The 22,617-nt window shown below is 42.9% G+C and carries 18 protein-coding genes and 1 CRISPR repeat array; of the genes, 16 read left to right on the top strand and 2 right to left on the bottom strand.

Annotated features, from left to right (window positions below; all coding sequences use genetic code 11):
• Positions 1–19: 19 nt before the first annotated feature.
• From AC1XUE_RS10415 to AC1XUE_RS10345, 15 genes are all read left to right on the top strand, one after another.
• Entirely contained in the window at positions 20–1,123 is a 1,104-nt protein-coding gene (locus tag AC1XUE_RS10415) for a DNA topoisomerase IB (protein ID WP_483355868.1), read from the top strand.
• Between the two features lie 151 nt (positions 1,124–1,274).
• Complete coding sequence (locus AC1XUE_RS10410; protein ID WP_483355867.1) at positions 1,275–1,745, top strand: ferritin-like domain-containing protein; 471 nt, start codon at positions 1,275–1,277, stop codon at positions 1,743–1,745.
• Between the two features lie 134 nt (positions 1,746–1,879).
• Positions 1,880–2,797 carry an alpha/beta hydrolase gene (locus AC1XUE_RS10405; protein WP_483355866.1) on the top strand — a complete coding sequence of 306 codons (918 nt, stop codon included), beginning with the start codon at positions 1,880–1,882 and terminating at the stop codon, positions 2,795–2,797.
• Between the two features lie 205 nt (positions 2,798–3,002).
• Complete coding sequence (locus AC1XUE_RS10400; RefSeq protein ID WP_483355865.1) at positions 3,003–3,758, top strand: 3-keto-disaccharide hydrolase; 756 nt, start codon at positions 3,003–3,005, stop codon at positions 3,756–3,758.
• A gap of 59 nt (positions 3,759–3,817) precedes the next feature.
• Positions 3,818–4,672 carry a sugar phosphate isomerase/epimerase family protein gene (locus AC1XUE_RS10395; protein WP_483355864.1) on the top strand — a complete coding sequence of 285 codons (855 nt, stop codon included), beginning with the start codon at positions 3,818–3,820 and terminating at the stop codon, positions 4,670–4,672.
• A 124-nt stretch (positions 4,673–4,796) separates the two neighbouring features.
• Positions 4,797–5,615 (top strand): sugar phosphate isomerase/epimerase family protein, encoded by an 819-nt coding sequence (locus AC1XUE_RS10390; RefSeq protein WP_483355863.1) that lies wholly within the window; start codon positions 4,797–4,799, stop codon positions 5,613–5,615.
• 145 nt (positions 5,616–5,760) lie between these two features.
• Positions 5,761–6,579: an alpha/beta fold hydrolase gene (locus tag AC1XUE_RS10385; protein ID WP_483355862.1), complete on the top strand. Its 819-nt coding sequence runs from the start codon at positions 5,761–5,763 to the stop codon at positions 6,577–6,579.
• A gap of 177 nt (positions 6,580–6,756) precedes the next feature.
• Complete coding sequence (locus tag AC1XUE_RS10380; protein WP_483355861.1) at positions 6,757–7,833, top strand: aldose 1-epimerase family protein; 1,077 nt, start codon at positions 6,757–6,759, stop codon at positions 7,831–7,833.
• Between the two features lie 233 nt (positions 7,834–8,066).
• The gene (locus AC1XUE_RS10375) at positions 8,067–9,281 is read left to right on the top strand and encodes a hypothetical protein (protein WP_483355860.1); all 1,215 of its coding nucleotides are present in this window, start codon (positions 8,067–8,069) and stop codon (positions 9,279–9,281) included.
• A gap of 99 nt (positions 9,282–9,380) precedes the next feature.
• Positions 9,381–10,421, top strand: coding sequence for a sugar phosphate isomerase/epimerase family protein (locus tag AC1XUE_RS10370; protein WP_483355859.1), 1,041 nt, complete (start codon positions 9,381–9,383; stop codon positions 10,419–10,421).
• Positions 10,422–10,504: 83 nt separating this feature from the next.
• Positions 10,505–11,668, top strand: a complete 1,164-nt coding sequence (locus AC1XUE_RS10365) for a Gfo/Idh/MocA family protein (RefSeq protein ID WP_483355858.1) — start codon at positions 10,505–10,507, stop codon at positions 11,666–11,668.
• Between the two features lie 316 nt (positions 11,669–11,984).
• A CRISPR array of direct repeats spans positions 11,985–12,612; the repeat unit is 30 nt; unit sequence GCTTCAATCGTACCATATTGGAATTGAAAT.
• A gap of 217 nt (positions 12,613–12,829) precedes the next feature.
• Positions 12,830–13,522 (top strand): hypothetical protein, encoded by a 693-nt coding sequence (locus AC1XUE_RS10360; protein ID WP_483355857.1) that lies wholly within the window; start codon positions 12,830–12,832, stop codon positions 13,520–13,522.
• Between the two features lie 84 nt (positions 13,523–13,606).
• On the top strand, positions 13,607–14,608 hold the full coding sequence (locus AC1XUE_RS10355; RefSeq protein ID WP_483355856.1) for a TolB family protein: 1,002 nt from the start codon (positions 13,607–13,609) through the stop codon (positions 14,606–14,608).
• Positions 14,609–14,788: 180 nt separating this feature from the next.
• Positions 14,789–16,156 (top strand): Gfo/Idh/MocA family protein, encoded by a 1,368-nt coding sequence (locus AC1XUE_RS10350; RefSeq protein ID WP_483355855.1) that lies wholly within the window; start codon positions 14,789–14,791, stop codon positions 16,154–16,156.
• A 322-nt stretch (positions 16,157–16,478) separates the two neighbouring features.
• Positions 16,479–17,054 carry a DUF4136 domain-containing protein gene (locus AC1XUE_RS10345; RefSeq protein WP_483355854.1) on the top strand — a complete coding sequence of 192 codons (576 nt, stop codon included), beginning with the start codon at positions 16,479–16,481 and terminating at the stop codon, positions 17,052–17,054.
• A 49-nt stretch (positions 17,055–17,103) separates the two neighbouring features.
• On the opposite strand, the gene AC1XUE_RS10340 is transcribed toward AC1XUE_RS10345, so the two are convergent.
• Both AC1XUE_RS10340 and AC1XUE_RS10335 read right to left on the bottom strand, forming a co-directional pair.
• Positions 17,104–17,901 (bottom strand): DUF2490 domain-containing protein, encoded by a 798-nt coding sequence (locus AC1XUE_RS10340; protein ID WP_483355853.1) that lies wholly within the window; start codon positions 17,899–17,901, stop codon positions 17,104–17,106.
• Positions 17,902–17,997: 96 nt separating this feature from the next.
• Positions 17,998–19,455 (bottom strand): TlpA family protein disulfide reductase, encoded by a 1,458-nt coding sequence (locus tag AC1XUE_RS10335; protein WP_483355852.1) that lies wholly within the window; start codon positions 19,453–19,455, stop codon positions 17,998–18,000.
• A 209-nt stretch (positions 19,456–19,664) separates the two neighbouring features.
• On the opposite strand from AC1XUE_RS10335, the gene AC1XUE_RS10330 reads away from it, so the two are divergent.
• Positions 19,665–22,610, top strand: a complete 2,946-nt coding sequence (locus tag AC1XUE_RS10330; RefSeq protein ID WP_483355851.1) for an FAD-binding and (Fe-S)-binding domain-containing protein — start codon at positions 19,665–19,667, stop codon at positions 22,608–22,610.
• Positions 22,611–22,617 lie beyond the last annotated feature (7 nt).

Below are 22,617 nucleotides of genomic sequence, written 5' to 3'. Positions count from 1 at the left end.
ACATTTCGATACCAGAACCATGTCTTCATCACCACTTGCAGCAATACTACCCGAGAGCCCGGCAATAACGGCGCGAATCATTAAAAAAATCAAGAAAGATCCCGAGCTCACGGCTGGTGCAGCAGGACTGAATTATATAAAAGCAGGAGCTGCAGGTTATGTCAGAAAAGGTAAAACGCCCCGTTTCTTTTATGTAAATCAAAAAGGAGAACGGTGCCGCGATCAGCGAATTCTTAAGAGAATCAAAGCACTCGTGCTGCCGCCTGCCTGGAAAAATGTCTGGATCAGTAAAGACCCTGAAGGGCATCTGCAGGCTACGGGTGTGGATGAAGCAGGAAGAAAGCAATACCGTTACCATCCTTTCTGGAATCAGATCCGTAACGAAACGAAGTATTATCGTTTGTTGTCATTTTCTGAAGTTCTGCCCGATTTGAGAGCCCAGGTAGAAAGCGACCTGAGAAAAAGGGATTATAACCTGGCAAAGGTGTCGGCCCTTGTGATACGTTTGATGGATAAAACCTGTATTCGTGTCGGTAACGAACAGTACAAGATCAGGCATGGCTCTTCGGGGCTGACTACATTAGATGCGCGCTGTACAACAATAAAAGGAAAAAGCATCCGATTCAAATTCACAGGTAAGAAGGGAATTAAACAAGACATCGTAGTGCGTGATCAGCAGCTTGCCCGTTTGGTTCAGCAATGCAAGGAGATGCCTGGCCGCAGACTTTTTCAATATGTCACAGACTCGGGCTCACGTTGTTCGCTTAATGCGACCCAGGTAAATAATTATATTCAGTCGCATACGGGTGGGGATTACTCCGCAAAGGATTTCAGAACATGGATGGGATCTGTAACCGCTTTTGAATATTTATCTATTCAGGAACCAAGCACTTCGCAGCGTCAATATACCCGCACAATTAACGCATGTTTGGATGTAGTTGCCGCTCATTTAGGGAATACAAGAGCGGTTTGTAAAAAATACTACGTCCATCCCGCTGTTTTCCGGGCTTACGAAACAGACAAGCTGAAAAGGTATATGAACAAAGACTTACCTGAGGCGAATCATTTAACTGCTACAGAACAGTCACTTCGAAAGTTGTTGGCCAATCAATCCCGTATGTGAAGAATTTCTGAATCATATACGTCACAAATTGTATGATTACAGCAACATATACGAAGTGTTAAGCTGGATTTTTTAGAACCGGATTAGAATGGCACAGGCTTTTAAGCATTAGGTGTAGAATTAACTACTTACATCAAAACACAACACTGTTATGGAAACCAATGAAAATCTTGTAGAGGTACTAAATGACCTTATTAAAATAAATAATGACCGTATTGACGGTTATGAAAAAGCACTTGAGGAAGTTAAGGATATAGATTTGGACCTTAGAGGGATGTTCCAGAAAATGGCTAATGAAAGCCGGGATAATGTAGCAGAGTTGAGCAGAGAAGTTATAAGCCTTGGAGGTGAGGTAGCTACGGGAACAACTAACTCAGGTAAAATCTACCGTGTATGGATGGACATCAAAGCCACTTTCACAGGTCATGACAGAACATCCGTACTTGAAAGTTGTGAGTATGGTGAAGATGCTGCTCAGGAAGCATATGAAGATGCACTTGCTACAGATGCAAATCTGCCGGTAAACATTCGTCAGATTATTACAGATCAGAAATCATCGTTGAAAAATTCACATGATTTGATTAAAAAATACAGAGACATGCACCAGGCTGTGAATAACTAACAGGCAAGGTTCAGTATTAACCGGATAAATGGGGTTCGATTCAATTCGAATCCCATTTTTTATATGGTAGACTTACACCTGTGTATCCTTTAAGGGATAAGGTCAGACGTTGTTAAAAGTCTGGTTTGTATACTATGATCAGGAATTTGAAACCTATTTTTTTTCTTGTTGCTTTCATCTGCTTTTCCGGCAGTACTATTTTAGCACAGAAACCATTATATCCCGGGACAGTTCCAAATGCAAAAGATGCCGATAATCTGGAAGAAATCCAGACGAAACCGGGAGGAGACTCACTGGCTTTCAAAGTATCGGTGCCCACCATATCCGTGTACCTTCCACCTAAAGCAATTGCCAATGGCACTGCCGTAATCATTTTTCCCGGAGGTGGCTATCGCACACTGGTGATGAAAAGAGAAGGCAGTGATATGGCCAGGAAATTCAATTCCCTGGGTGTAACAGCATTTGTTGTCAAATACAGACTACCTGACGACAGAACGATGCATGACAAATCCATTGGTCCGTTACAAGATGCACAGCAGGCTATCAAAACCGTACGTGCGAACGCAAAAGAATGGAATGTTAATCCTGATAAAATTGGTATCATGGGCTTTTCGGCAGGCGGTCATCTAGCTGCCACTGCCGGCACTCACTTCGACAAAGACTATATTGAAAACAAAGGAAAAACCAGTCTGAGGCCTGATTTTATGTTGCTGGTGTATCCGGTAATCAGTTTCACAGATAGTTTGGGGCATACCGGTTCGCGTCAGAATCTGATCGGCCCGGATCTCTCTCAGCATAAGATCAGACTATTTTCCAACGAATACCATATCTCCAAAAATACGCCACCTACGTTTCTTATACATGCAGGTACTGATCTGGTGGTTCCGGTAATGAACAGCGTTGTCTTTTATGAAAATCTGCTTAAACAGGGTGTATCAGCAGAAATGCATATCTATTCCAAGGGTGAGCACGGTTTTTCTACCTACCCACCGTTTGATGAATGGTTTGGAAGGTGTGTCAGTTGGTTAAAAAGTAAGGATCTGATCCCGTAGAAAATGGTTTTGCAATAATAATTAAACCTTTAATTCAAAAAAAGCAGGTTAGTACAGGATAGTATGATGGATAATATTAAGAATTTTTGGATATTATTTTCATCTTTTTGGAGTGTGCTAAGAGCGTGACTCGTTCATAAGGCTGTCTGAGAATAAGGGTAATCAAACATTCAAAAGTCTAAAAACTATAAAAATGCTTTCAAAAATGAATTGTCTATGTAGTAAAGTCCTGGCAGGTGTAGTTATTGCTGTTGTGCTTTCGGCTTCTTGCATTGCTCAAAAGAAGGAAAAAGGCTTTGTCAATATTTTTGATGGTAAATCCTTGAAAGGCTGGGATGGCGATACAAAATACTGGCGTGTGGAAAATGGCAATCTGGTGGGGGAGATCACTCCTGAAACATTGCTGAAGACGAACTCATTTGTGGTTTGGCAAGGTGGAGAACCTGGTGACTTTGAATTGAAAGGATCTTTCAAAATAACCGAGAAGGGAAATTCAGGTATTAATTACAGAAGTGATAAAGTGGCTGATGTGCCTAATGCTTTAAAAGGTTATCAGGCGGATATTGACGGCGGGATTCGCTATACAGGTCAGAATTATGAAGAGCGTAAAAGAACAACGCTGGGATACCGAGGTGAAATTGTAACGGTAAATAACCCTACAGACAAATCTCCGGAAGCATTCAAGGCCAATCTGAAAAACAATGCATGGCTGGGCAGAACGGTTACGGGCTCATTGGGGACATCGGATGAATTGAAAACAAAAATCAAAAGTGAAGACTGGAATGACTTTCATATTGTAGCCAAAGGCAATCGTCTTCAGCACTATATCAATGGAGTTTTGATGAGCGATGTAACAGACAACGACTCAGTGAATGGAAAAGCAAAAGGCTATATGGGTATACAGGTTCATGTTGGCCCGCCGATGAAGGTTGAATATAAAGACATCCGCATCAAGCAGTAGTTTATTGATAATATAACGTTGGGCTATTGGCTGTCCGCGAATAGCTCACAGATACAAAAATGAATAAAATAGGATTTAACGTTTTAGCATGGACGGCGGCTGTTTCTGATGATCTGTTTCCTGTGATCGACAGGTTGAAAGCCATTGGATATGATGGAGTGGAGTTTTACTTGGGTGCACCAGAACTCTCAGCTTATCAGCGCATGGGAAAGTATACGAGCGATGCCGGACTGGAAACAACCGCAGTAATGACGCTGGGTGCTGAGGAGAATCCGATCAGTGATTCTTCGGAAGTGCGGGCAAAGGCACTGGATAAGATCAAATGGGGAATTGATCGGGCGCATGCGCTAAATGCCAAAATTATCTGTGGCCCATTTCATTCCGCTCATACTGTTTTTGTAAACCGTCCTGCAGAAGATCGGGAATATGCGCTGGCAGGCGAAGTGCTGAATGCAGCAGCTGAGTATGCTGCCACAGCGAATATCACATTTGCTCTTGAAGCTTTGAACCGTTTTGAATGCTACCTGTGCAATACAGCTGAACAATTGACCAAACTGGTGAAAGCAGCGAATCATCCGAATGTACGTGCTATGTTTGATACACATCATGCCAATATCGAAGAGAAGAACTATGGTATTGCATTAGATACCTTGTCGCCGATTCTTGCGCATGTTCATATCAGCGAAAATGACCGGGGCACACCCGGAGATGGTCAGGTACTTTGGGATGATGCGTTTGCAGGTCTGGCCAAAATCAATTATCAGGGCTGGCTTACCATTGAAGCTTTTTCAAGAAATGATCCAGATTTTGCTAATGCAATCGGTGTTTGGCGCGAATTCTCTGATCCCTGGGACATTGCCGAAAATGGCTATACGTTTATCCGTGAAATGAGTTTGAAGCACGGGCTTAATTAAGAATTAAGAATTCGGTCTGGACGCATTTTTATGCGGACTGAACGATAGTTAGGAATAACAATAGTTAGGAATATAGAATTTAGGAACGGATTAGCTAACAGCTAATCGCTAACTGTTAACAGCTATGCTACCATTCAAATTCGGTTCAGAGGTATATACATGGTTCATGAGCGGAAATGGCACTACCCATGAGGGACGCCTGGGGCACATGATCGAAATAATTGCAAAAGCAGGCTTCACCGGCATTCAACCTATATTTACATGGATGGGTGATCTGATTGATCCGGATCTGTTGGAAGCGAAACTGAAAGAACAGGGTATTGAGCTGGCCGCACTGGCTCTTGCACAGGATTGGAATAATCCGGAAGAAACAGAGGAGGAGAAAAAGGTGGCTGATCATGCAATCCGGCTGCTGGAACGGTTTCCTGGTGCGGTGCTGAATACTGTGCAGATTCCTTCCGGACGCCATGATATTGAACAGCGCCAAAAAAACCTGATCAACATTGTAAATGCTGTTTCCAAAAGGGCAGCGGATAAGGGAATACCTTGCAGCTATCACCCCAACTCTCCCCATTCATCTATTATCAGAACGGAGGAAGATTACAAAATCGTGCTTGAATCCCTCGATGCCACTGTAACAGGATGGACACCGGATGTAGGACATATCATTAACGGAGGTATGGATCCTTTGACTAAAATGAAGGAATACCAGTCGCTGATCAACCATGTTCATTTCAAGGATTGGAACGGTGATCCGGAATTCGCTTTGATGGGTAAAGGGAAAGTTGATCTTTTGGGTGTAACGCAATGGCTTAAAGATATCAATTATTCAGGCTGGATCATTTGTGAAGATGAGGGCGAAGAAGCATTGGAAGATCCTGACTTTGTCACATTACATGACGGAAAATGGATTCAGGAGGATTTGATTCCGGGATTGAGATGAATTTCGACTGTCGGCAGTCAGCTATTGGCTGTTGATAATCGAGAAGTCGCAGATTGTGCCTTACAATAGAGTACATGATCCCTAAATAGAATAGCTATCATCTATGCTGACGGCCGATTGCCGAAAGCCGATTGCCCAAATTAATATGCCAACAGTAAAAACCAACGGAATACAGCTGCATTACGAACTGCGTGGATCAGGAAAATCTACTGATGATATACCCCTGCTGCTCATCATGGGTATCACCGCTCCGGGCTCAGTTTGGAATGTACATTTGGCCGATTGGCAGCATCATTTCAAATGCATTATTGGTGACAACCGCGGTGTGGGGATGAGTGACAAACCTGCCGGACCTTATTCTTCTGAACAAATGGCAGACGATTATGCTGGTTTGCTGGATGCCATTCAGGTTGAAAAAGTTAAGGTTGTGGGATGTTCGATGGGCAGTACCATTGCTCAGCAACTGGCGATTCGACATCCTGATAAAGTGCATTCACTGGTTTTAATGTGTCCATGGGCACGTTGCGACAATTATGCGAAAGGGTTGTTTCAACATATTATGAATGCCAAAGCGCGGTTTCGTCCCGAGGAATTTAGCTTATATATTCAACTGCTCATATTCTCCAAATCATCGTGGGATCATACCGAAAAGCACGCCGACCTTGAAAAGGGAAGAAACCAGGATGCTTTTGGTTCTTTTCCTCAGCCTTTACATGGATTGGAAGGTCAGGCAGCTGCATGTATCAACCACAATGCATTGGATGATTTGAACAAAATTCAAAAACCGACATTGGTGATCGGCGGAAGAGAAGATATTTTTACCCCCGTATGGATGGCAGAAGAAGTAGCAAATGGAATTCCCGGAGCGGAGCTTTTTTTATATGAAAAACTGGGGCACGCTTTCCATTTTGAAAATACAGCGGATTTTAATCAAAGAGTTCGGGATTGGTTATTGGAGCATTAGGATAAATAAAATAGCTTGAAGCATTGTATAGTGAAGCAGTTTGCGATAGGTTGTGTATTGATCTGACAAAGGGGAGTCTGATTTAAGGTTTGAAGGTGTTTATTACAAAAAAGTGATTAAATAAGCCGGTTTGCGGCCTTTTTTGATTTGGATAATATTCTTAATTAATACAAAATTATGAAGGGGGCGGATTCAACAAATCAGGATTGGAAAGACAAGGTTTCGAATCATGCGCAATTGGGTGGTATTGAAACTTCGGTGATCGATAATGGAGCGGGAAGGGGAACCAGAATTGCCTGGATTAATACCGGTACCGGACTCCGTTTCAAGGTCGTGATCGATCGCGCGATGGATATTGCCGATGCTTTTTATAATCAACATAGTCTGGCATGGCTGAGTCATGGAGGTATTACGTATCCGCAACCATTTGCTGATAAAGGCATCGATTGGCTCAGAACCTTCGGTGGTGGCTTACTAACAACCTGCGGGCTTTCCCATGTAGGTGGCCCTGAATCCGACGAGTTTGGTGACAGAGGTTTACATGGTCTGATCAGCAATACCCCTGCGGAAGTAATTTCTATTATTCAGCCTGATCCAAGAACAGGACAGCTGGAAATGAGCATTACCAGCATCATCAGAGAAACAAAACCATTTGGTCCAAGTCTGGAACTGAAAAGAACGATTTCGGCGACGCTTGGTAAAGCGACCATCCGTATTCATGATGAGGTGGTTAATAAGGCTAATACAGCGGCACCTCACATGTTGCTGTATCATTTCAATTTTGGATATCCTCTTGTAGATGAAGGAACGGACTTACTTTGGAATGGTAAGTGGTTTCCTCGTCATGGAGAAGAAAATGCAAAGATATTCAGAGAAGGTAATGATTTTAAAAAGTGCCCCGGTCCGATTGATTCTCACCTGGGAACGGGTGAAGAAGTTGTTTTGGTAGATATTGAGGCGGATATTTTTGGGGACAGTGTTGCAGGCCTTTACAATTCTAAACTGGGTCTTGCCTTGTCTATGAAGTTCAAAAAAGAGCAGCTACCCTGGTTTGCCAATTGGCAGCATTGGGGCAAAGGCGAATACGTTACGGGATTGGAGCCAAGCACACATCCGCTCTCAGGACAGGCAAAAGCCCGTGAGGACGGGACCTTGATTTTTATTGAACCGGGAGAAAAACGGGAATATGACGTGGAGCTGGAGGTGATTGTGGATGAAGGAGAGATCAATGATTTTTTAATCAGCTATAATTAGCTGACCGGGGTAGTTTAATTTATTTCGGTGCGCTGCACCTTATGAAATTGAGATGCTCTAAATTTTCTACAAATATTACGGCGCTCTGCGCCATCTTAATCCAGGTGCAGAGCACCGAAGGATTTGTAGAAAAGTAGTTATTGAAGCAAAATACAAGGTGCATCGCACCGCAATAAAACTTGTCAAAAACTAAGATTAAAATTTATAACTAAACCAAATTTCAAAACTAACCGATGGGACTTTCAAGTATAGCCGAAAAGGCATTAGAACAGGGAAAAGGAATATTGCGTTTGGCGCCAACCTGGGTGCCGCGTTCGTTTTGTGTACCTGGTCGCAGAATAAAATTGCATCCTGATGATTATTACGTGTTAGGTGGAGAGCGTGGAGGTATTGATGAACGTTGGCTGTCTTCAACCACCCCGGCTGAGAACGGGCCGCTTACCGGCGAAAATGAAGGTTTGAGCCAGATCGTTTTTGAAGATGAATCAGGTGTTCAAAAAGTGACATTGAGAGATGCAGTAAGTGAGCTGAAAGGCGAAATTATTGGTGATCGTCTTTGGAATGAATATCAAAGCTGGCCGATGTATTCCAAATTTTTTGATAATATGGGTCCATTGCCTCATCATATTCACCACAGAGATGAGCATGCTGCTATGGTGGGGCAGAACGGAAAGCCGGAAGCATATTATTTCCCTCCGCAACTCAATAACCATGGTGGCGATTTTCCATACACATTCATTGGTATAGCTCCCGGTACCTCGAAAGAGCAGATCAAGGAATGTCTGATGAACTTCACCAAGGGTGATAATAAGATTACAAACTACTCGCAGGCGTTTCGTCTGGAGCCTGGTACAGGCTGGGATGTACCTCCTGGCATGTTGCATGCACCTGGCAGTTTGTGTACCTATGAGCCTCAGAAAGCATCTGATATTTTCGCGATGTATCAATCGCTTGTCAACGAAGCGGTTATCCCGGAGGAATTGCTTTGGAAAGGAACGCCGGAAGACAGAATCGGAGACTACGATCTGTTAATGGAAGTGATCGACTGGGATTTGAATGTAAATCCTAATTTGATGGAAAAGCATTTCATGCGTCCGAAACCGGTAAAAGATGTTGCCGAGATGGAGGCAGAAGGATATAGCGAAAACTGGATTTGTTATAAAAACGAAGCTTATAGCGCCAAAGAACTTACAATTCTTCCAGGACAGACAGTTACCATTACGGATGCAGCTGCTTACGGAATGATCGTGATGCAGGGTCATGGAAAATTGGGCGTTTGGGATATTGAAACACCTGCTTTGATCCGCTACGGACAGTTGACAAACGACGAATTCTTCGTAAGCGAAAAAGCGGCGAAAGAAGGCGTTGTCATCAGCAACCCGTCGGCGAATGATCCGATTGTGATTTTAAAACACTTTGGTCCGTTAAATCCGGATCTGGTATTGTAAGCTGTCGGCTTTCGGCCGTCAGCAAGCGGCTTTTTACGACTGCCGAAAGCTGATTGCTGAAAGCCGACTGCAATTTTAAACCTCATAAACTCTTAATCCATGCCAGAAAATAATTATCCAAAGCTGCACAATGCCACATGGCCGGGTATTGTGGGCAAAGGTTCAGATTCCGAACCCATTATTCCTTTTGATACATTACTAGCAAAAACTGCCGCTGCCGAAGTAGACGGTGTAAAATTTGATGGCGTCGATATCGGACTTTTTGACGAGCATATTGGTCCATATCTGAATAGCGAAGATGGTGCATACCGGCTTGCTGATAAGGTACGTGGCTACAATCTTGAAATAGGAAGTCTTGTTGCGAACGTGTGGGCAGGCTCTGCGATGGGTAGTAAAGAATCCCGTGATGAGTTTGTAGAGCAGGTTCATAAAGCATGTGTTTTTGGTCAGCAACTGCGTGAGGCAGGCGTACGTCACGGTGGTGTAATACGTGTTGATTCAGCCGTGTCGCCCGATAGGTGGGCGGCGGATCCATCGGGTAATACCAAGCAAATTGCTGAAACTTTTCGTCGGGCTTGTGATGTGGCTGCCGACTTTGGTGAAAAGATTGCGGCCGAGGGAGAAATATGCTGGGGAGGTATGCAGAGCTGGAGAACTATGATTGAAACGATGAAAGCAGTGGACCGCCCTAATATGGGTTTCCAGGCTGATATGTCTCATACTTTTCTTTATCTACTGGGATACAATAGTCCGGAAGATCGCATTCTGCCTTTGGATTTTCGGTGGGAGGATCGTGCCGCTTTGGAGGAAGGACTAAAAGTAATGACCGCAAAGTTACGTCCGTATACTTTCGATTTTCACGTAGCTCAAAATGATGGTACGGTGCATGGTACCGGCTCTCATGATAAGACGGGCCGCCATTGTCTGGCAACAGATCCTAACGGAAAACTGGATATTACACATGACGCCGGTTACTGGCTGCGTGACGAAAACGGTGAACTGACCAAAGCTTTCCGTCATATCTGTTGGGATGGTTGCATGTTCCCGAATTCGGTGATGGAAGATCAGCAAACATGGAATGATATTCTGGCTGCGATGGTAAAAGTACGTCAGGCGCACGGCTGGTATCAGGAATCGTAGTATTATCAAATTTATTATTGATAAAAAGGCCGAAAGCCGACTGCGGTTCGCCGCCCGGCTGATGGCCGATAGCATAAAAACATATGTCGACTAAAAAAGAAATCAGAATTGGACTGATCGGAACCGGACTGATGGGCCGAACGCATTCCAACGGATATAACAGAATAGCCAATTTTTTTCCTGAACTGGAATATACACCGGTGTTAAAAGTGGCCTGCTCACGTAATGCGGAGAAAGCAAAAGCCTTCGCAGAACAATGGGGCTATGAATCATATGAGACCGATTGGAAAAAAGTCATTGCCAGAGATGATATCGATGCGGTTGATATCTGTACAGCTAACGATACACATGCTGAAATCGCGATTGCAGCAGCGGCAGCAGGGAAAATGATCCTGTGTGAAAAGCCATTGGCCAGGACATTGGCAGAAGCACAAACCATGGTAGACGCTGTGGAAAAAGCAGGGGTTAAAAATACAGTTTGGTATAACTACCGTCGGGTACCGGCAGTTACATTGGCTAAGCAAATTGTCGATTCAGGGAAGCTGGGGCGTATTTTTCATTACCGTGCTAACTTTCTGCAAGATTGGACGATTAGTCCGGATGTGCCACAAGGGGGTGCTGCAACCTGGCGATTGGATGTGGATGCCGCAGGCTCTGGCGTGACGGGTGATTTGCTTGCGCATTGTATTGATACGGCCATGTGGATCAATGGCGGTATTAAGGACGTATCTGCTGTAACTGAAACGTTCATCAAAGAACGTGTTCACTCCGAGAGCGGACAGGTTCAGAAGGTAGGGATTGACGATGCGGCTATCTTCCATTGTCACTTCGATAATGGTTCGTTAGGATTATTTGAATCTACCCGCTATGCGCGTGGCCATAAAGCACTATATACTTTCGAAATTAATGGTGAACATGCCTCCATTCGCTGGGATTTGCATGATCTGAACCGATTGGAATATTTTGACCATAACGACGATTCGGTTGTTCGTGGCTGGAGATCCATATTGGTTACAGATAGCGATCAGCCTTATATGAAAAGATGGTGGATTCCGGGAACAAGTATTGGTTACGAACATTCCTTTATTCACCAGGCTGCTGATTTCTTTGAAAGTCTGCAAACCGGCAAAGATTGTGCTCCGACTTTTAGAGACGCCCTGGAAACCCAGAAAGTATGCGAAGCCGTTATTAATTCGGCTAATTCAAGGAGCTGGAAAGATACCGGTGTGGAGTGGACAGGTTCGTGATGACTGTAATCTGTTTATCCGGAATGAAAACCAGCATGAACAGAGATAGCACAATGCTACTGTAGTAAAAACAAGAAGATTCAGAAAGGTGCAGCGATGCATCTTTTTTTGTTATGTAACCGTTTAATAATTTGAATTTATTTTGTTTAATAATTTGCAAATAAAGTGCTAAAATGCGGATGCAACCACCCACCGCTATCAGATGCGTTTAAGATTAAGCCTAAAACCCGTAAAAGACCGGCAACAATTGTTATGGAATTACCATATTGGAATTGAAATTCTTCGAAAACGGGTTCCACCTTTGTTTTTCTTGGAAGCTTCAATCGTACCATATTGGAATTGAAATACGACGGGTATAATCCGCGCCTGATAACCAGATTGTGCTTCAATCGTACCATATTGGAATTGAAATATACATGGGTATTGAATATACGGTACCCATGTTTTTGCTTCAATCGTACCATATTGGAATTGAAATGTCGCTTCCTAAATTTTGCATACAAAAGCCAGGTGAGGCTTCAATCGTACCATATTGGAATTGAAATGCAATTGCTTTGCCGCGAAACGATACAAATCCATCCGGCTTCAATCGTACCATATTGGAATTGAAATATCTTCGCCTGAACTACACTGATAAGCGTATCCAATGCTTCAATCGTACCATATTGGAATTGAAATATCAAGACTGCGTGATATGTGCTATTGCCCCGATTGCGCTTCAATCGTACCATATTGGAATTGAAATCTAGAATAGGTAACTGTTTTAGATAAGCATCTATTTTAGCTTCAATCGTACCATATTGGAATTGAAATCACCACTCAGCAGGCGAATCCAGCCGCGCCAAATGGCTTCAATCGTACCATATTGGAATTGAAATAGTTAATTAAGTAAAAACAATTTAAACGGTACGATAGCCTCAATCATACCACATTAAAATTGAAACTGATTTGGGAGTTGTGGAGATGCAGGGATTCGAACCACTTTTCTCATACCATACTGAAATTGAATGGTATAAAACTTGAATCGAATTCAATCCAAGTTTTATCTAACCTTTGTAGACTATCAAATTCAAAAGTTCCTTTATAAAAAAGCATGATCGGTTACAACTAATTTGCGTATTGCAGCATCTCTGTATTATTACTTCCTTAAATATTGAATACATGAAAAATACAGTACTTGCTGCCATTGTTTCGCTTACATTTTTAGGAACGGGATGCCTGAATGAAAATTCGTTAGAACCGGAAATTATCGTGGAGCCTGTGTTTCAAATGCTCGTGAGCAGTGACACAATCAAAACCGGAGGACATCTTGGAGTGAAAGTCAACGCTGACGCCGAAAACGTTTATACTGCGCTTCAAGGCATTCAGGAAACAAAGAATTTACAGTATGTGCATGTGGTAGGTAATGTTTTTTCGGATCTCAGCCAGCTGGATGATAGGATACATTTGTACCAATCTATTTTACTGGATGAACAAAAAGGGACAGATTCTGGCATACAGATCAGTTTTCAAGATGGCAAGGTAAAAAGTATATATCTCAATAACGGGAAACAGCTCTCTCAATGGCCATCAAAAGAAAATGCATTAAGTTCTGTTCGTGTGGGTGATCAGTCCAGTGCTTTGTACAGTAAACTGGTAAGAATTAAGGACAAGAGCTCTTATGCTAATAAATTTGAACGGATTTCTCTTTTCACGAAGGAGCTGGCTTCGCAATATGATCCATTGATGACTCAATCTCCCCAGTGGTATTTCCGTTACATCATAGAGCCGAAGCGCTACGAGCATGTAGAAATTATGATGCAGGATGGTAAAGTGAATTATCTGGTTGTGAACCGGTTTAAGGATACCTATTGAGATAATTTCATGTTTGAAGGTATGTAAGTGTCATATAGTTTCAGGTCTACAATCTCAAAACAAGTTTAAACTTCGCCCTACACTATGAAAAAGTTATATTTACTAGGTTCGTTGTTCCTTTTAAATGGCTGTTTCCCCATTGGCCTGGAGAACAAAGCGGGAAAGTTTTTATCAGATGTGATCAATCTGGATGAATTTAACTCTGAATTTGATGACTACAATTCAGATTTGCCTTACAACAAAATGGGGCAAACGCATCTTACTTTTTCGTCTAAAAGAGATAAAAAGGATGTTTTTAACTTGGTGCACTTTAATGCAGAGCTTACGTATGATAAGCGTCTGGGCTTAAAAAAGTATAATGGTGGAATGCATTTAAACTACTTTAGAGATTACAGCTCAGTTCCACTTTTAATATCACGTGCTAACGGGAACTTCAACTTATTTGGTCCTAAGGTGATATCCTTTAAAAACGATTTGGAATATTATCAGGGTGGGGTTGACGACCTACTTCTATTCTATGCAGATGATTCTGAAGGAAACATGGAGATCAAATATGTTCGTAGTAATAAAGACGGTATTCATGGTCCTGAAAAGTTTACTTTGCTCAATTCCCCTAAAGATGATGGATACCCCAGTTTTTCTCACTATGGAGATAAAATATACTTCTGCTCTAACCGTGATGGTAACTTTGATATTTATGAACTGTCTGTTCCCAGAACAGAGGCAGAACGGCTTACGGTAGAAAGTTTGGTTTCTCCTGAAAATTACCAATTGAGAAAAGTGGAAGAGTTGTCAAGTCCCTTTAATGATAAATGCCCCTACTTGTATGATAATACACTTGTTTTCGTTTCAGACAGGCCGGGCGGACAGGGAGGATACGATATTTATTATTCCATGCTGGAATCCGGGAAATGGTCTAAGCCTGTCAATGCCGGGAGCCGGATCAACACCCGGCATAATGAGTATAGACCCATTTTGCCGTCACTAACCCATTTCAATTATCCTTTAATGATTTTTTCGTCTGACCGCCCTGGTGGAAAAGGTGGATATGATCTGTATATGACGGGTCTCAAAGAGAGTAGGTAGGATTGATAAATTTTGATTTTGGATAAAAGGTTGTAAGTGAGGTAGTTTATGTGTAGATCGGTACATCACGATTTGGTGAATCAGTATGGAACATTAGTAAACCGACATCCGAATTTTCTTTTACATGCAGCTGGTATTCCGGCTGCATTTTTTATTCCCAAACCAATCACACGACCTAGCATGAATACATTTAATATCAACCGCCGTCAGTTCATGTATGGCGCTACGGCTTCTCTGGCATTGTCTGCCTTCGGAGCAAGAGGGATGGATCTGATCAATCCGGCAAAACCGTTCAGAGTCGGACTTATAGGAACTGGCTGGTATGGTAAAAGTGATCTTTTCAGACTGATTCAGGTAGTGCCGGTGGAGGTTGTCGCGCTTTGCGATGTTGATAAAAACCAACTGAATGAGGCAGGTAAACTGGTGAGCCAGCGACAAAAGTCGGGGAAGGTTCCCAGGCTGTATGCCGATTACAATAAAATGCTCACAGAAAATGAAATGGACATTGTCCTGGTTGGTTCTCCGGATCACTGGCATGCGCTACAAATGATAGATTCCGTGAAAGCAGGCGCACATGTGTACGTTCAGAAGCCGATAAGTGTGGATGTAATGGAAGGAGAGGCCATGGTGGCTGCAGCAAGAAAGTATAAGAAGGTAGTGCAGGTGGGTACGCAGCGAAAAAGCACGCCGCATTTGATAGATGCAAAAAAGAACATTGTCGATGCCGGATTGCTTGGTAAGATTTCACATGTAGAAATGTGTTGCTACTATCACATGCGTAACAACGGAAATCCTCCTGTAAAACCCGTTCCTGATTTTCTGGATTACGAAAGATGGACCGGGCCTGCACCGCTCAGGCCTTATGACGACATTCCGCACATTCGCTGGTGGCGTACATTTATGGAGTACGGAAATGGTATTACCGGCGATATGTGTGTACACATGTTTGATACAGTGAGATGGATGCTGAAACTCGGCTGGCCTGCGAAGATCAGCTCCCAAGGCGGTATATACGTGCAGAAAGAAGGGAAATCGAACATTTCTGACACCCAATCGGCTGTGTTCGAATATCCTGAGTTGAATTGTGTATGGCAGCACCGGACGTGGGGAACGCCTAACAATCCGGATTATCCATGGTCTTTTACTTTGTATGGAGAAAAGGGGACCCTCTGGGCTAGTACGATGTCCTATGATTTCATCCCCCAAGGCAAGGGAGAAAAAATTCATAAAGATGTGGTATATGAAAAAGAAAAGTATCCTGAGGATGTAAAGGAGGATAGAATTGAGCTCAATGCAGCACCTGCAACGCGGCTTCATATGCTTGATTTTTTGAGTGCTATTGACAATAGTTCACGGCCTGTAGCAGACATTGAAGAGGGACATATATCGACCGCAAGTTGTATTCTGGCTAATTTGTCCATGAAAACCGGTCGAGCACTGGTGTACGACCCTGCAAAAAAAGAGGTGGTAGGAGATAAAGAAGCTACTGCCTTGTTGGCACGTGCTTATCGGAATCCTTACAAACACCCTGACTATAGAAATGTTTAGATAAAACCCGAGTTGCCTGGTTTGATATAAATGCAATGGACGTAAGTGATCGTTCCATTGCATTTTTTGTTATCTAACTACGCTGCACTATTCCTGTACCTTTTTTAATGTCGGATCGCATCCGTTCACAGTCCTCTCTTATGCAACACAAACAGAATGAGTTGCGTAATCATCAGCATTCAGGGAGTAGGTTAAAATAAATTTCCGAACTGGTATACGAACAGCATTTGTTGTAAGTTCTATAAATATCTTTTTCCGTATTTAAACCATTTACCCTCGGAAAGTGTCAGATAATTGTTAAACCAATAATTATAACATCAGCATGAAAAACATAGTGAAGTTGACAAAATCCGCCTTGGTGGTGGTTGTGGCGGGGATACTGTTTATGGCTTGCAGTCAGGCTCTGCAAGTGAGCTACGATCACGATACATCAGTTAACCTGAAACAGTTTAAAACTTTCAAAGTAGAATCTGAACGCACCATGGAAGAAGATCCACTTCTGGGAAGCGAGTTGAACAGAAGGCGGCTTGGTGACGCTGTGGTAGAAGTGATGAAAGCGAAGGGATATACGCTGGACCAAAATAGTCCGGAGATCGTCGTTCGATTTATGACTGACGTAAAAGACCGGCAGCAAGTACGCTCTAATAACATGTATTCACCCTATATGTGGTGGTATGGAGGCGGGAACAATATCTCTACCTACAACTATCAGGAAAGTCGCTTTATTCTGAATATCTATCAGAAAAGTACGGAGAAGATGATCTGGCAGGGCTGGGCATCGGGTAAGGTGAAAGCACCTTCCAAGAAAGATGACAGGGATGCCATGATCAAAAATACCATGGCAGATATCCTGAGAACTTTTCCACAGGCAACACTGGATACGTACAGTCGTAAGTAAGGTTCATAATTACTAAGAGGCGATGGAAACATTGCCTCTTTTTTTATGTCTAGTGATTTCTTGAAAACGGATTTTGAATAAGTAAGTCGAAAGCTACATAGGAGACTGCGTCAAAATCGCTGCCGGTTTTAAATTGTTCCATGACACCCAAATCAAGTATTACATCCTGTTCTTTAAACACATGCCGGAAATATACAGATAACCTGTCCTCGGTAAACTGATAGTTGCTCCATTCATGTTCACGACCTGCAGGCGTATTCAACGTATACTCATCTACAGTTGATAGGAACTCATTGGCACCCAATAAAAAGTTAGATTTTGCCGTATTGAGCGGAATACTTGCCTGGGCTTTCAATCTGAATCTAAGCTCTATTGGTATAGGTGATGGTGCCCAGTCCGGGGAATAGAAAGTACGAAACTCTGGCCTGAAGGAGTAAGTCATACTCCATTTGCCAATTTGCTGCTTCCGGTAAACTCTACCGTAATACCTGATTTCCCAGCGATAAGCCTGAAGTGCCGCTTTGTACGGGAATTCTTCCTCGTACTTATTTTGGAGGCGGATACTGCTGCAAAGTGATGCCTGCCATTTCGGGTTGAATTTATATTGAAATTCGTGATTATATACAGCAATACTCTGCTTTTTCAAAGGGAACCAGCTGTCTGGATTACTGACCCGGGCTCCTCCAAGATAAGCGGTTAGTGTCCATTTGGGATTTAATTGCTGGCTGAAACCTAATGCCGCCCAGGTTGCAATATTGGTATCGTCTAATCCGGGTGGAGAAATTTGAGAAAAACCTGAGATGGAATACAGGCTTAGAATAAGACCCATAAGGGCTGAAAATTTCATGTAATTGATGTCTGGTGTATCGTTTAAAAACACACCAGACATACAAAAGTTGTTCAATAACAGCTATTTTAACTGAATATTAATCTTGTTGGACAATTATAGTGCTTTTTGAATAGTGGCATCAAGTGTTTTATTATTCGGAAATTCCTGTGGGATCCAGCGTTCAACAATTTTTCCGCTGCTATCAATAACAACGAAAGGATATCTGATATCTACAGCATATTTCTCTTTCAAAAGATCAATGTTCTCTTCGGATGCCCATAGATGTTTAGTATCAGCTCTTTCAGCAGCATATGGCTTCCAGGTGTGAAGTGGTACACCGGATGTCATAAGGGTATAAACAAAAGTTACCTTGCCCTTGTACTTCTCTTCAAGTGCTTTCAAACCTGGCTCATGCTGCCCGATACTGAACGCAAATACCATGCAAACAGGCTTTCCTTTAAGTTGGCTTAACGAAACTGCTGCACTGTCACTATTCAGTAAAGTAAATTCTGGAGCGGAAGAGCCTGGTTTAAGCGTTTCTTTGGTAGCAATAAGTTTGGAAATATAGTCCGAGTATTCTGAATTAGGAAGAGTAGCTTTGTAGTCAGTCAGAAGCGTTTTAGCTACGTCAGTATTTGGCAGGGCGGTAGCAGCGTAATTAAGCCAGTAGGTTAACAAATAGGACTGCTGTTTGGGGTGGCCCTGCAACTTACTTTTACTAACCTCGAAAACCTCCTTCATCGCATCTGCACTCATTTCGTAATTACTGGATGCTGCAAGCGGGTACTTCCTTAACGTTGGAATGGAAATCCAATTGCGAAGCTCGTCTCTGTAAGACTGGCTCAAAAGCGCGTCATCCGAAAGAAGTTTAAATTCTGAAAGGGTAAAATCTTCGAGCTCTTTTTGTTGAGCGGGCTCAAGACGAGATACCCGGTTTCTTCTCATAATTTTCTCCTGAATCAGTCTTCTGATCACCGCTGATTCGGATTGTGTCGTGGCATTCACATATGCTTCAAATGCTGGCGACGTATTCGGGTTGGTAGACTTGAATTGTTGGAAAGCCGTAAGGCGTACCTGTTTCAGACTGTCGCTTTGCTGTACTACTGTTTTATTTTCAATTTGAGCCGGACGATATCCGAATACCGGAAGGTATTGATACTGGTTTTCAAGAAAGTGTTTTTGCAGGAATGTCTGATATATCGCAGTATTACCCGTAAAATTCACATCTGAATTACCTGGAAAGGTGGCTGTCAGATCGTCCCCCGGTTGAATAAAAAGCATGCGTGTCTTATTCACTCCACCACCACTGAACTGCAATCGCATCATTTTCGGTTCACTGATCGTAACTGACACTTTTTCACTAAGTGTCTCCATCAGATTGACAGATGCGACTGTTTCCAATTTAGCATCCGAGAGGCCTATGCCCAGATTGGGGTGAAAGTGAACATCTTCAAGTATAAGTGTAACCTGGGCTTCAAATTTTGCAGGTGTAGCAATCGTAACATGAGCTGTATTTTGTGCAAAAGATTGCAGACAGAGGAAACAAAGTAACAGAGCAAATATCTGTTTCATGGATTTACCGGTTTGGTTTGAATTGATTGATACGAAAATTGTAAAAACTGTGCCAATATACGTATCGGTCTGCAAGGCATGGTCGATAGGGCTTATAACACTTATTCAAAATGATTCTACATTTTCAATGTGTATACGATTTCTATCGTTTGAATCTGTTGGTTTAACTTTCGTTCGAGTAATTTTACCTTACAATTGACAAGCACCAGATGAACCGTATATCACAGTTTCAATTCAGTACATTTCAAGGTAAACTACAAGGTGAGTTTTATTTTGACGACTCTCCGCTTCATGCTGCTCAAAAGGCCATTTATGCGACTGATGCATCGGTATATCAGGAGATGCCATTGGCAGTTGCTTTGCCTGAAAGCGTAGAAGATATCAAAATGCTCATCACTTTTGCGAATGAACAGAAACTAACCCTGATACCTCGTGCTGCCGGAACGTCATTGGCCGGTCAGGTGGTAGGAAATGGAATTGTGGTTGATATTTCGAAGCACTTTGGTCGCATTCTGGAAGTGAACCAGCAGGAAAAATGGGTTAGGGTGCAGCCAGGTGTAATAAGGGATGATCTTAATAAAACGCTTGCTCAATATGGCCTGTTGTTTGGTCCTGAAACTTCAACAGCCAGTCGAGCCATGATTGGCGGGATGATTGGAAATAATTCCTGCGGCTTGCATTCGATTACTTGGGGAAGTACGCGTGATCATCTTCTGGAAGTAAAAGCATTGCTTGCCGACGGTTCGGAAGTCATTTTTAAAAATAATACGGTAGCGGAATATACTAAGGGCGTATCAACCCGTGATGTGGCAGGGAAACGGGAGCAGGCTATTCTTGCGGGTATGTGGGGCATGTTATCTAATCCGATAGATCAGGAATTGATAAAAAAGCAGTTTCCGAAGCCTTCCGTAACCCGTCGTAATTCAGGTTATGCGCTGGACGCGCTTGTTAACAACTTTGAGAAAGGTAATATCAATTTATGCAATCTGATTGCCGGGTCTGAAGGTACGCTCTGTTTTATTACAGAGGCCAAAATAGGACTTGTAGATGTAATGCCGCCTGCCGTCGGAGTGGTATGTATCCACGCCAATTCCCTGGCAGAATCGCTGCATGCCAATCGTGTCGCTATGAAATATCAGCCTAAGGCCTCGGAGCTTGTTGATAGGTATATCATGGACTTTACTAAAGATCATACTGTTTATTCTCAGAATCGCTTTTTTATAGAAGGTGATCCGGCAGCGTTATTGATGGTTGAATTCTGGGGAGCAGATGAGGATATAGTCAAAGCACAGGCATCGTCTTTAATTCAGGAGCTACAGACAGAAAATCTTGGATATGCCTATCCACTGCTGTTTGGAGAAGCTGCTGTAAAAGCGTGGGATATCAGGAAGGCCGGGTTAGGATTGATACGCAATCTGCCGGGTGATATACAACCAGTAAATTTGATTGAAGATTGTGCGGTGGCAGTCGAAGACTTGCCGGAATATATAGCCGAGCTGGAGGTTCTTTTAGCCAGACATCGGTTGCAGGCGTCCTATTATGCGCATGCAGGAGCAGGAGAATTGCATGTTGAACCCATGATTAACCTCAAAACTTCTGAAGGGAAACAGCAATTTCGTGACGTACTTGCCGATACTGCCAAGCTCGTGAAGAAATACAACGGGGCTCTGTCTGGTGAACATGGTGACGGAAGATTGAGGGGAGAGTTTATTCCTTACATGATGGGTGAGGAGGTTTATGAAATGTTTCGTCAGGTAAAAAGGATCTGGGATCCGAAAGGTATTTTTAATGCCAACAAGATTGTAGACACGCCTCCGATGAATGAGTTTCTGCGATATAAAGCGGATGAGCCAGCTCCTGTAATTTCCACCCATTTTGATTTTTCCCGACAAGAAGGTATGCTGCGTTTGGCTGAAAAATGCAGTGGATCAGGCGATTGTCGTAAAACAGAGCTGACCGGAGGAACCATGTGCCCCAGCTACATGGCAACCCGTAGCGAACGCGATACAACCCGTGCCCGTGCCAATATGCTCCGCAGATATCTGACAGAGGATACCAGGAAAAGTACTTCTCCTGAAATGGTGAAAGAGGTGCTCGATTTATGTCTGTCCTGTAAAGGATGTAAGTCGGAATGCCCTTCCAGTGTGGATGTGGGAAAAATGAAGGCTGAGTTTACCCAGCAATATCATGAACAGTTTGGAGTCCCGAAACGAAGTAAATTGATTGCTAATTTCTCAAAACAAATGAAATTAGCTTCGCTGGCGCCATGGGCGTTCAACGGAATTTTCGGAAATGCGGTGTTGAGAAAAATGGTCAATAGAGTGGTTGGGTTTCATCCAGACCGATCTATGCCTCATCTGGATAATGTTACACTCAAAAGCTGGTATACCAAACGAACTTCCCCAAGCCCTAAGCCCCATGCGCGTAAGCTCTACCTTTTTTGCGATGAATTTACCAATTATAATGATGCAGAAATAGGTAGAAAAGCTGTTCAGTTACTGGAAAAGCTAGGTTATGAAGTAATTATTCCGGAGCATGTGGAATCTGGTCGTTCGTATCTGTCTAAAGGATTTTTAAAAGAAGCTAAGAACCTGGCAATTCAAAATGTGAATGGGCTTAAAGACCTTATTACTTATGATACGCCGTTGATTGGTATAGAGCCCTCTGCAATTTTGACTTTCAGAGATGAATATATCGATCTGGTACCGGAAGAGTTGAGAGAAAGTGCCATTGATATTTCCCGCAATGCGATGCTTTTCGAAGAATTTATTGCGAGAGAAATGGATGAGAAGCGCATTAGCCGGACTTCTTTCAAAACTGATAAGAGGTTGATTAAACTGCATGGCCATTGTCATCAGAAAGCATTATCTACGCTGACCGCATCAAAAAAGGCATTGGGAATACCTGAAAACTACCATGTTCAACTGATACCGTCGGGATGCTGTGGAATGGCCGGTTCTTTTGGATATGAGGAAGAGCATTATGAGGTATCCATGAAAATCGGGGAATTGGTGTTGTTTCCAACGGTGCGACAGCAGCCTGAAGAAGTGATAATTGCTGCTTCCGGGACAAGCTGCCGTCACCAGATTAAAGATGGAACAGGACGAATTTCACTCCATCCTATTGAAATATTATGGGAGGCACTGCTGCCATGATGGGTGT

The organism is Dyadobacter sp. HNCC25DJ187, from assembly GCF_056895255.1.
The sequence above is the reverse complement of the archived record's forward strand: the minus strand, read 5'-3'. Positions and strand labels throughout refer to the sequence as shown.

Coding starts and splice junctions, on each gene's coding strand:
- AC1XUE_RS10385 (WP_483355862.1), top strand. CDS start 5,761: ATGCCAACAGTAAAAACCAACGGAATACAGCTGCATTACGAACTGCGT.
- AC1XUE_RS10410 (WP_483355867.1), top strand. CDS start 1,275: ATGGAAACCAATGAAAATCTTGTAGAGGTACTAAATGACCTTATTAAA.
- AC1XUE_RS10375 (WP_483355860.1), top strand. CDS start 8,067: ATGGGACTTTCAAGTATAGCCGAAAAGGCATTAGAACAGGGAAAAGGA.
- AC1XUE_RS10365 (WP_483355858.1), top strand. CDS start 10,505: ATGTCGACTAAAAAAGAAATCAGAATTGGACTGATCGGAACCGGACTG.
- AC1XUE_RS10400 (WP_483355865.1), top strand. CDS start 3,003: ATGAATTGTCTATGTAGTAAAGTCCTGGCAGGTGTAGTTATTGCTGTT.
- AC1XUE_RS10345 (WP_483355854.1), top strand. CDS start 16,479: ATGAAAAACATAGTGAAGTTGACAAAATCCGCCTTGGTGGTGGTTGTG.
- AC1XUE_RS10370 (WP_483355859.1), top strand. CDS start 9,381: ATGCCAGAAAATAATTATCCAAAGCTGCACAATGCCACATGGCCGGGT.
- AC1XUE_RS10395 (WP_483355864.1), top strand. CDS start 3,818: ATGAATAAAATAGGATTTAACGTTTTAGCATGGACGGCGGCTGTTTCT.
- AC1XUE_RS10390 (WP_483355863.1), top strand. CDS start 4,797: ATGCTACCATTCAAATTCGGTTCAGAGGTATATACATGGTTCATGAGC.
- AC1XUE_RS10415 (WP_483355868.1), top strand. CDS start 20: ATGTCTTCATCACCACTTGCAGCAATACTACCCGAGAGCCCGGCAATA.
- AC1XUE_RS10335 (WP_483355852.1), bottom strand. CDS start 19,455: ATGAAACAGATATTTGCTCTGTTACTTTGTTTCCTCTGTCTGCAATCT.
- AC1XUE_RS10340 (WP_483355853.1), bottom strand. CDS start 17,901: ATGAAATTTTCAGCCCTTATGGGTCTTATTCTAAGCCTGTATTCCATC.
- AC1XUE_RS10405 (WP_483355866.1), top strand. CDS start 1,880: ATGATCAGGAATTTGAAACCTATTTTTTTTCTTGTTGCTTTCATCTGC.
- AC1XUE_RS10380 (WP_483355861.1), top strand. CDS start 6,757: ATGAAGGGGGCGGATTCAACAAATCAGGATTGGAAAGACAAGGTTTCG.
- AC1XUE_RS10330 (WP_483355851.1), top strand. CDS start 19,665: ATGAACCGTATATCACAGTTTCAATTCAGTACATTTCAAGGTAAACTA.
- AC1XUE_RS10355 (WP_483355856.1), top strand. CDS start 13,607: ATGAAAAAGTTATATTTACTAGGTTCGTTGTTCCTTTTAAATGGCTGT.
- AC1XUE_RS10360 (WP_483355857.1), top strand. CDS start 12,830: ATGAAAAATACAGTACTTGCTGCCATTGTTTCGCTTACATTTTTAGGA.
- AC1XUE_RS10350 (WP_483355855.1), top strand. CDS start 14,789: ATGAATACATTTAATATCAACCGCCGTCAGTTCATGTATGGCGCTACG.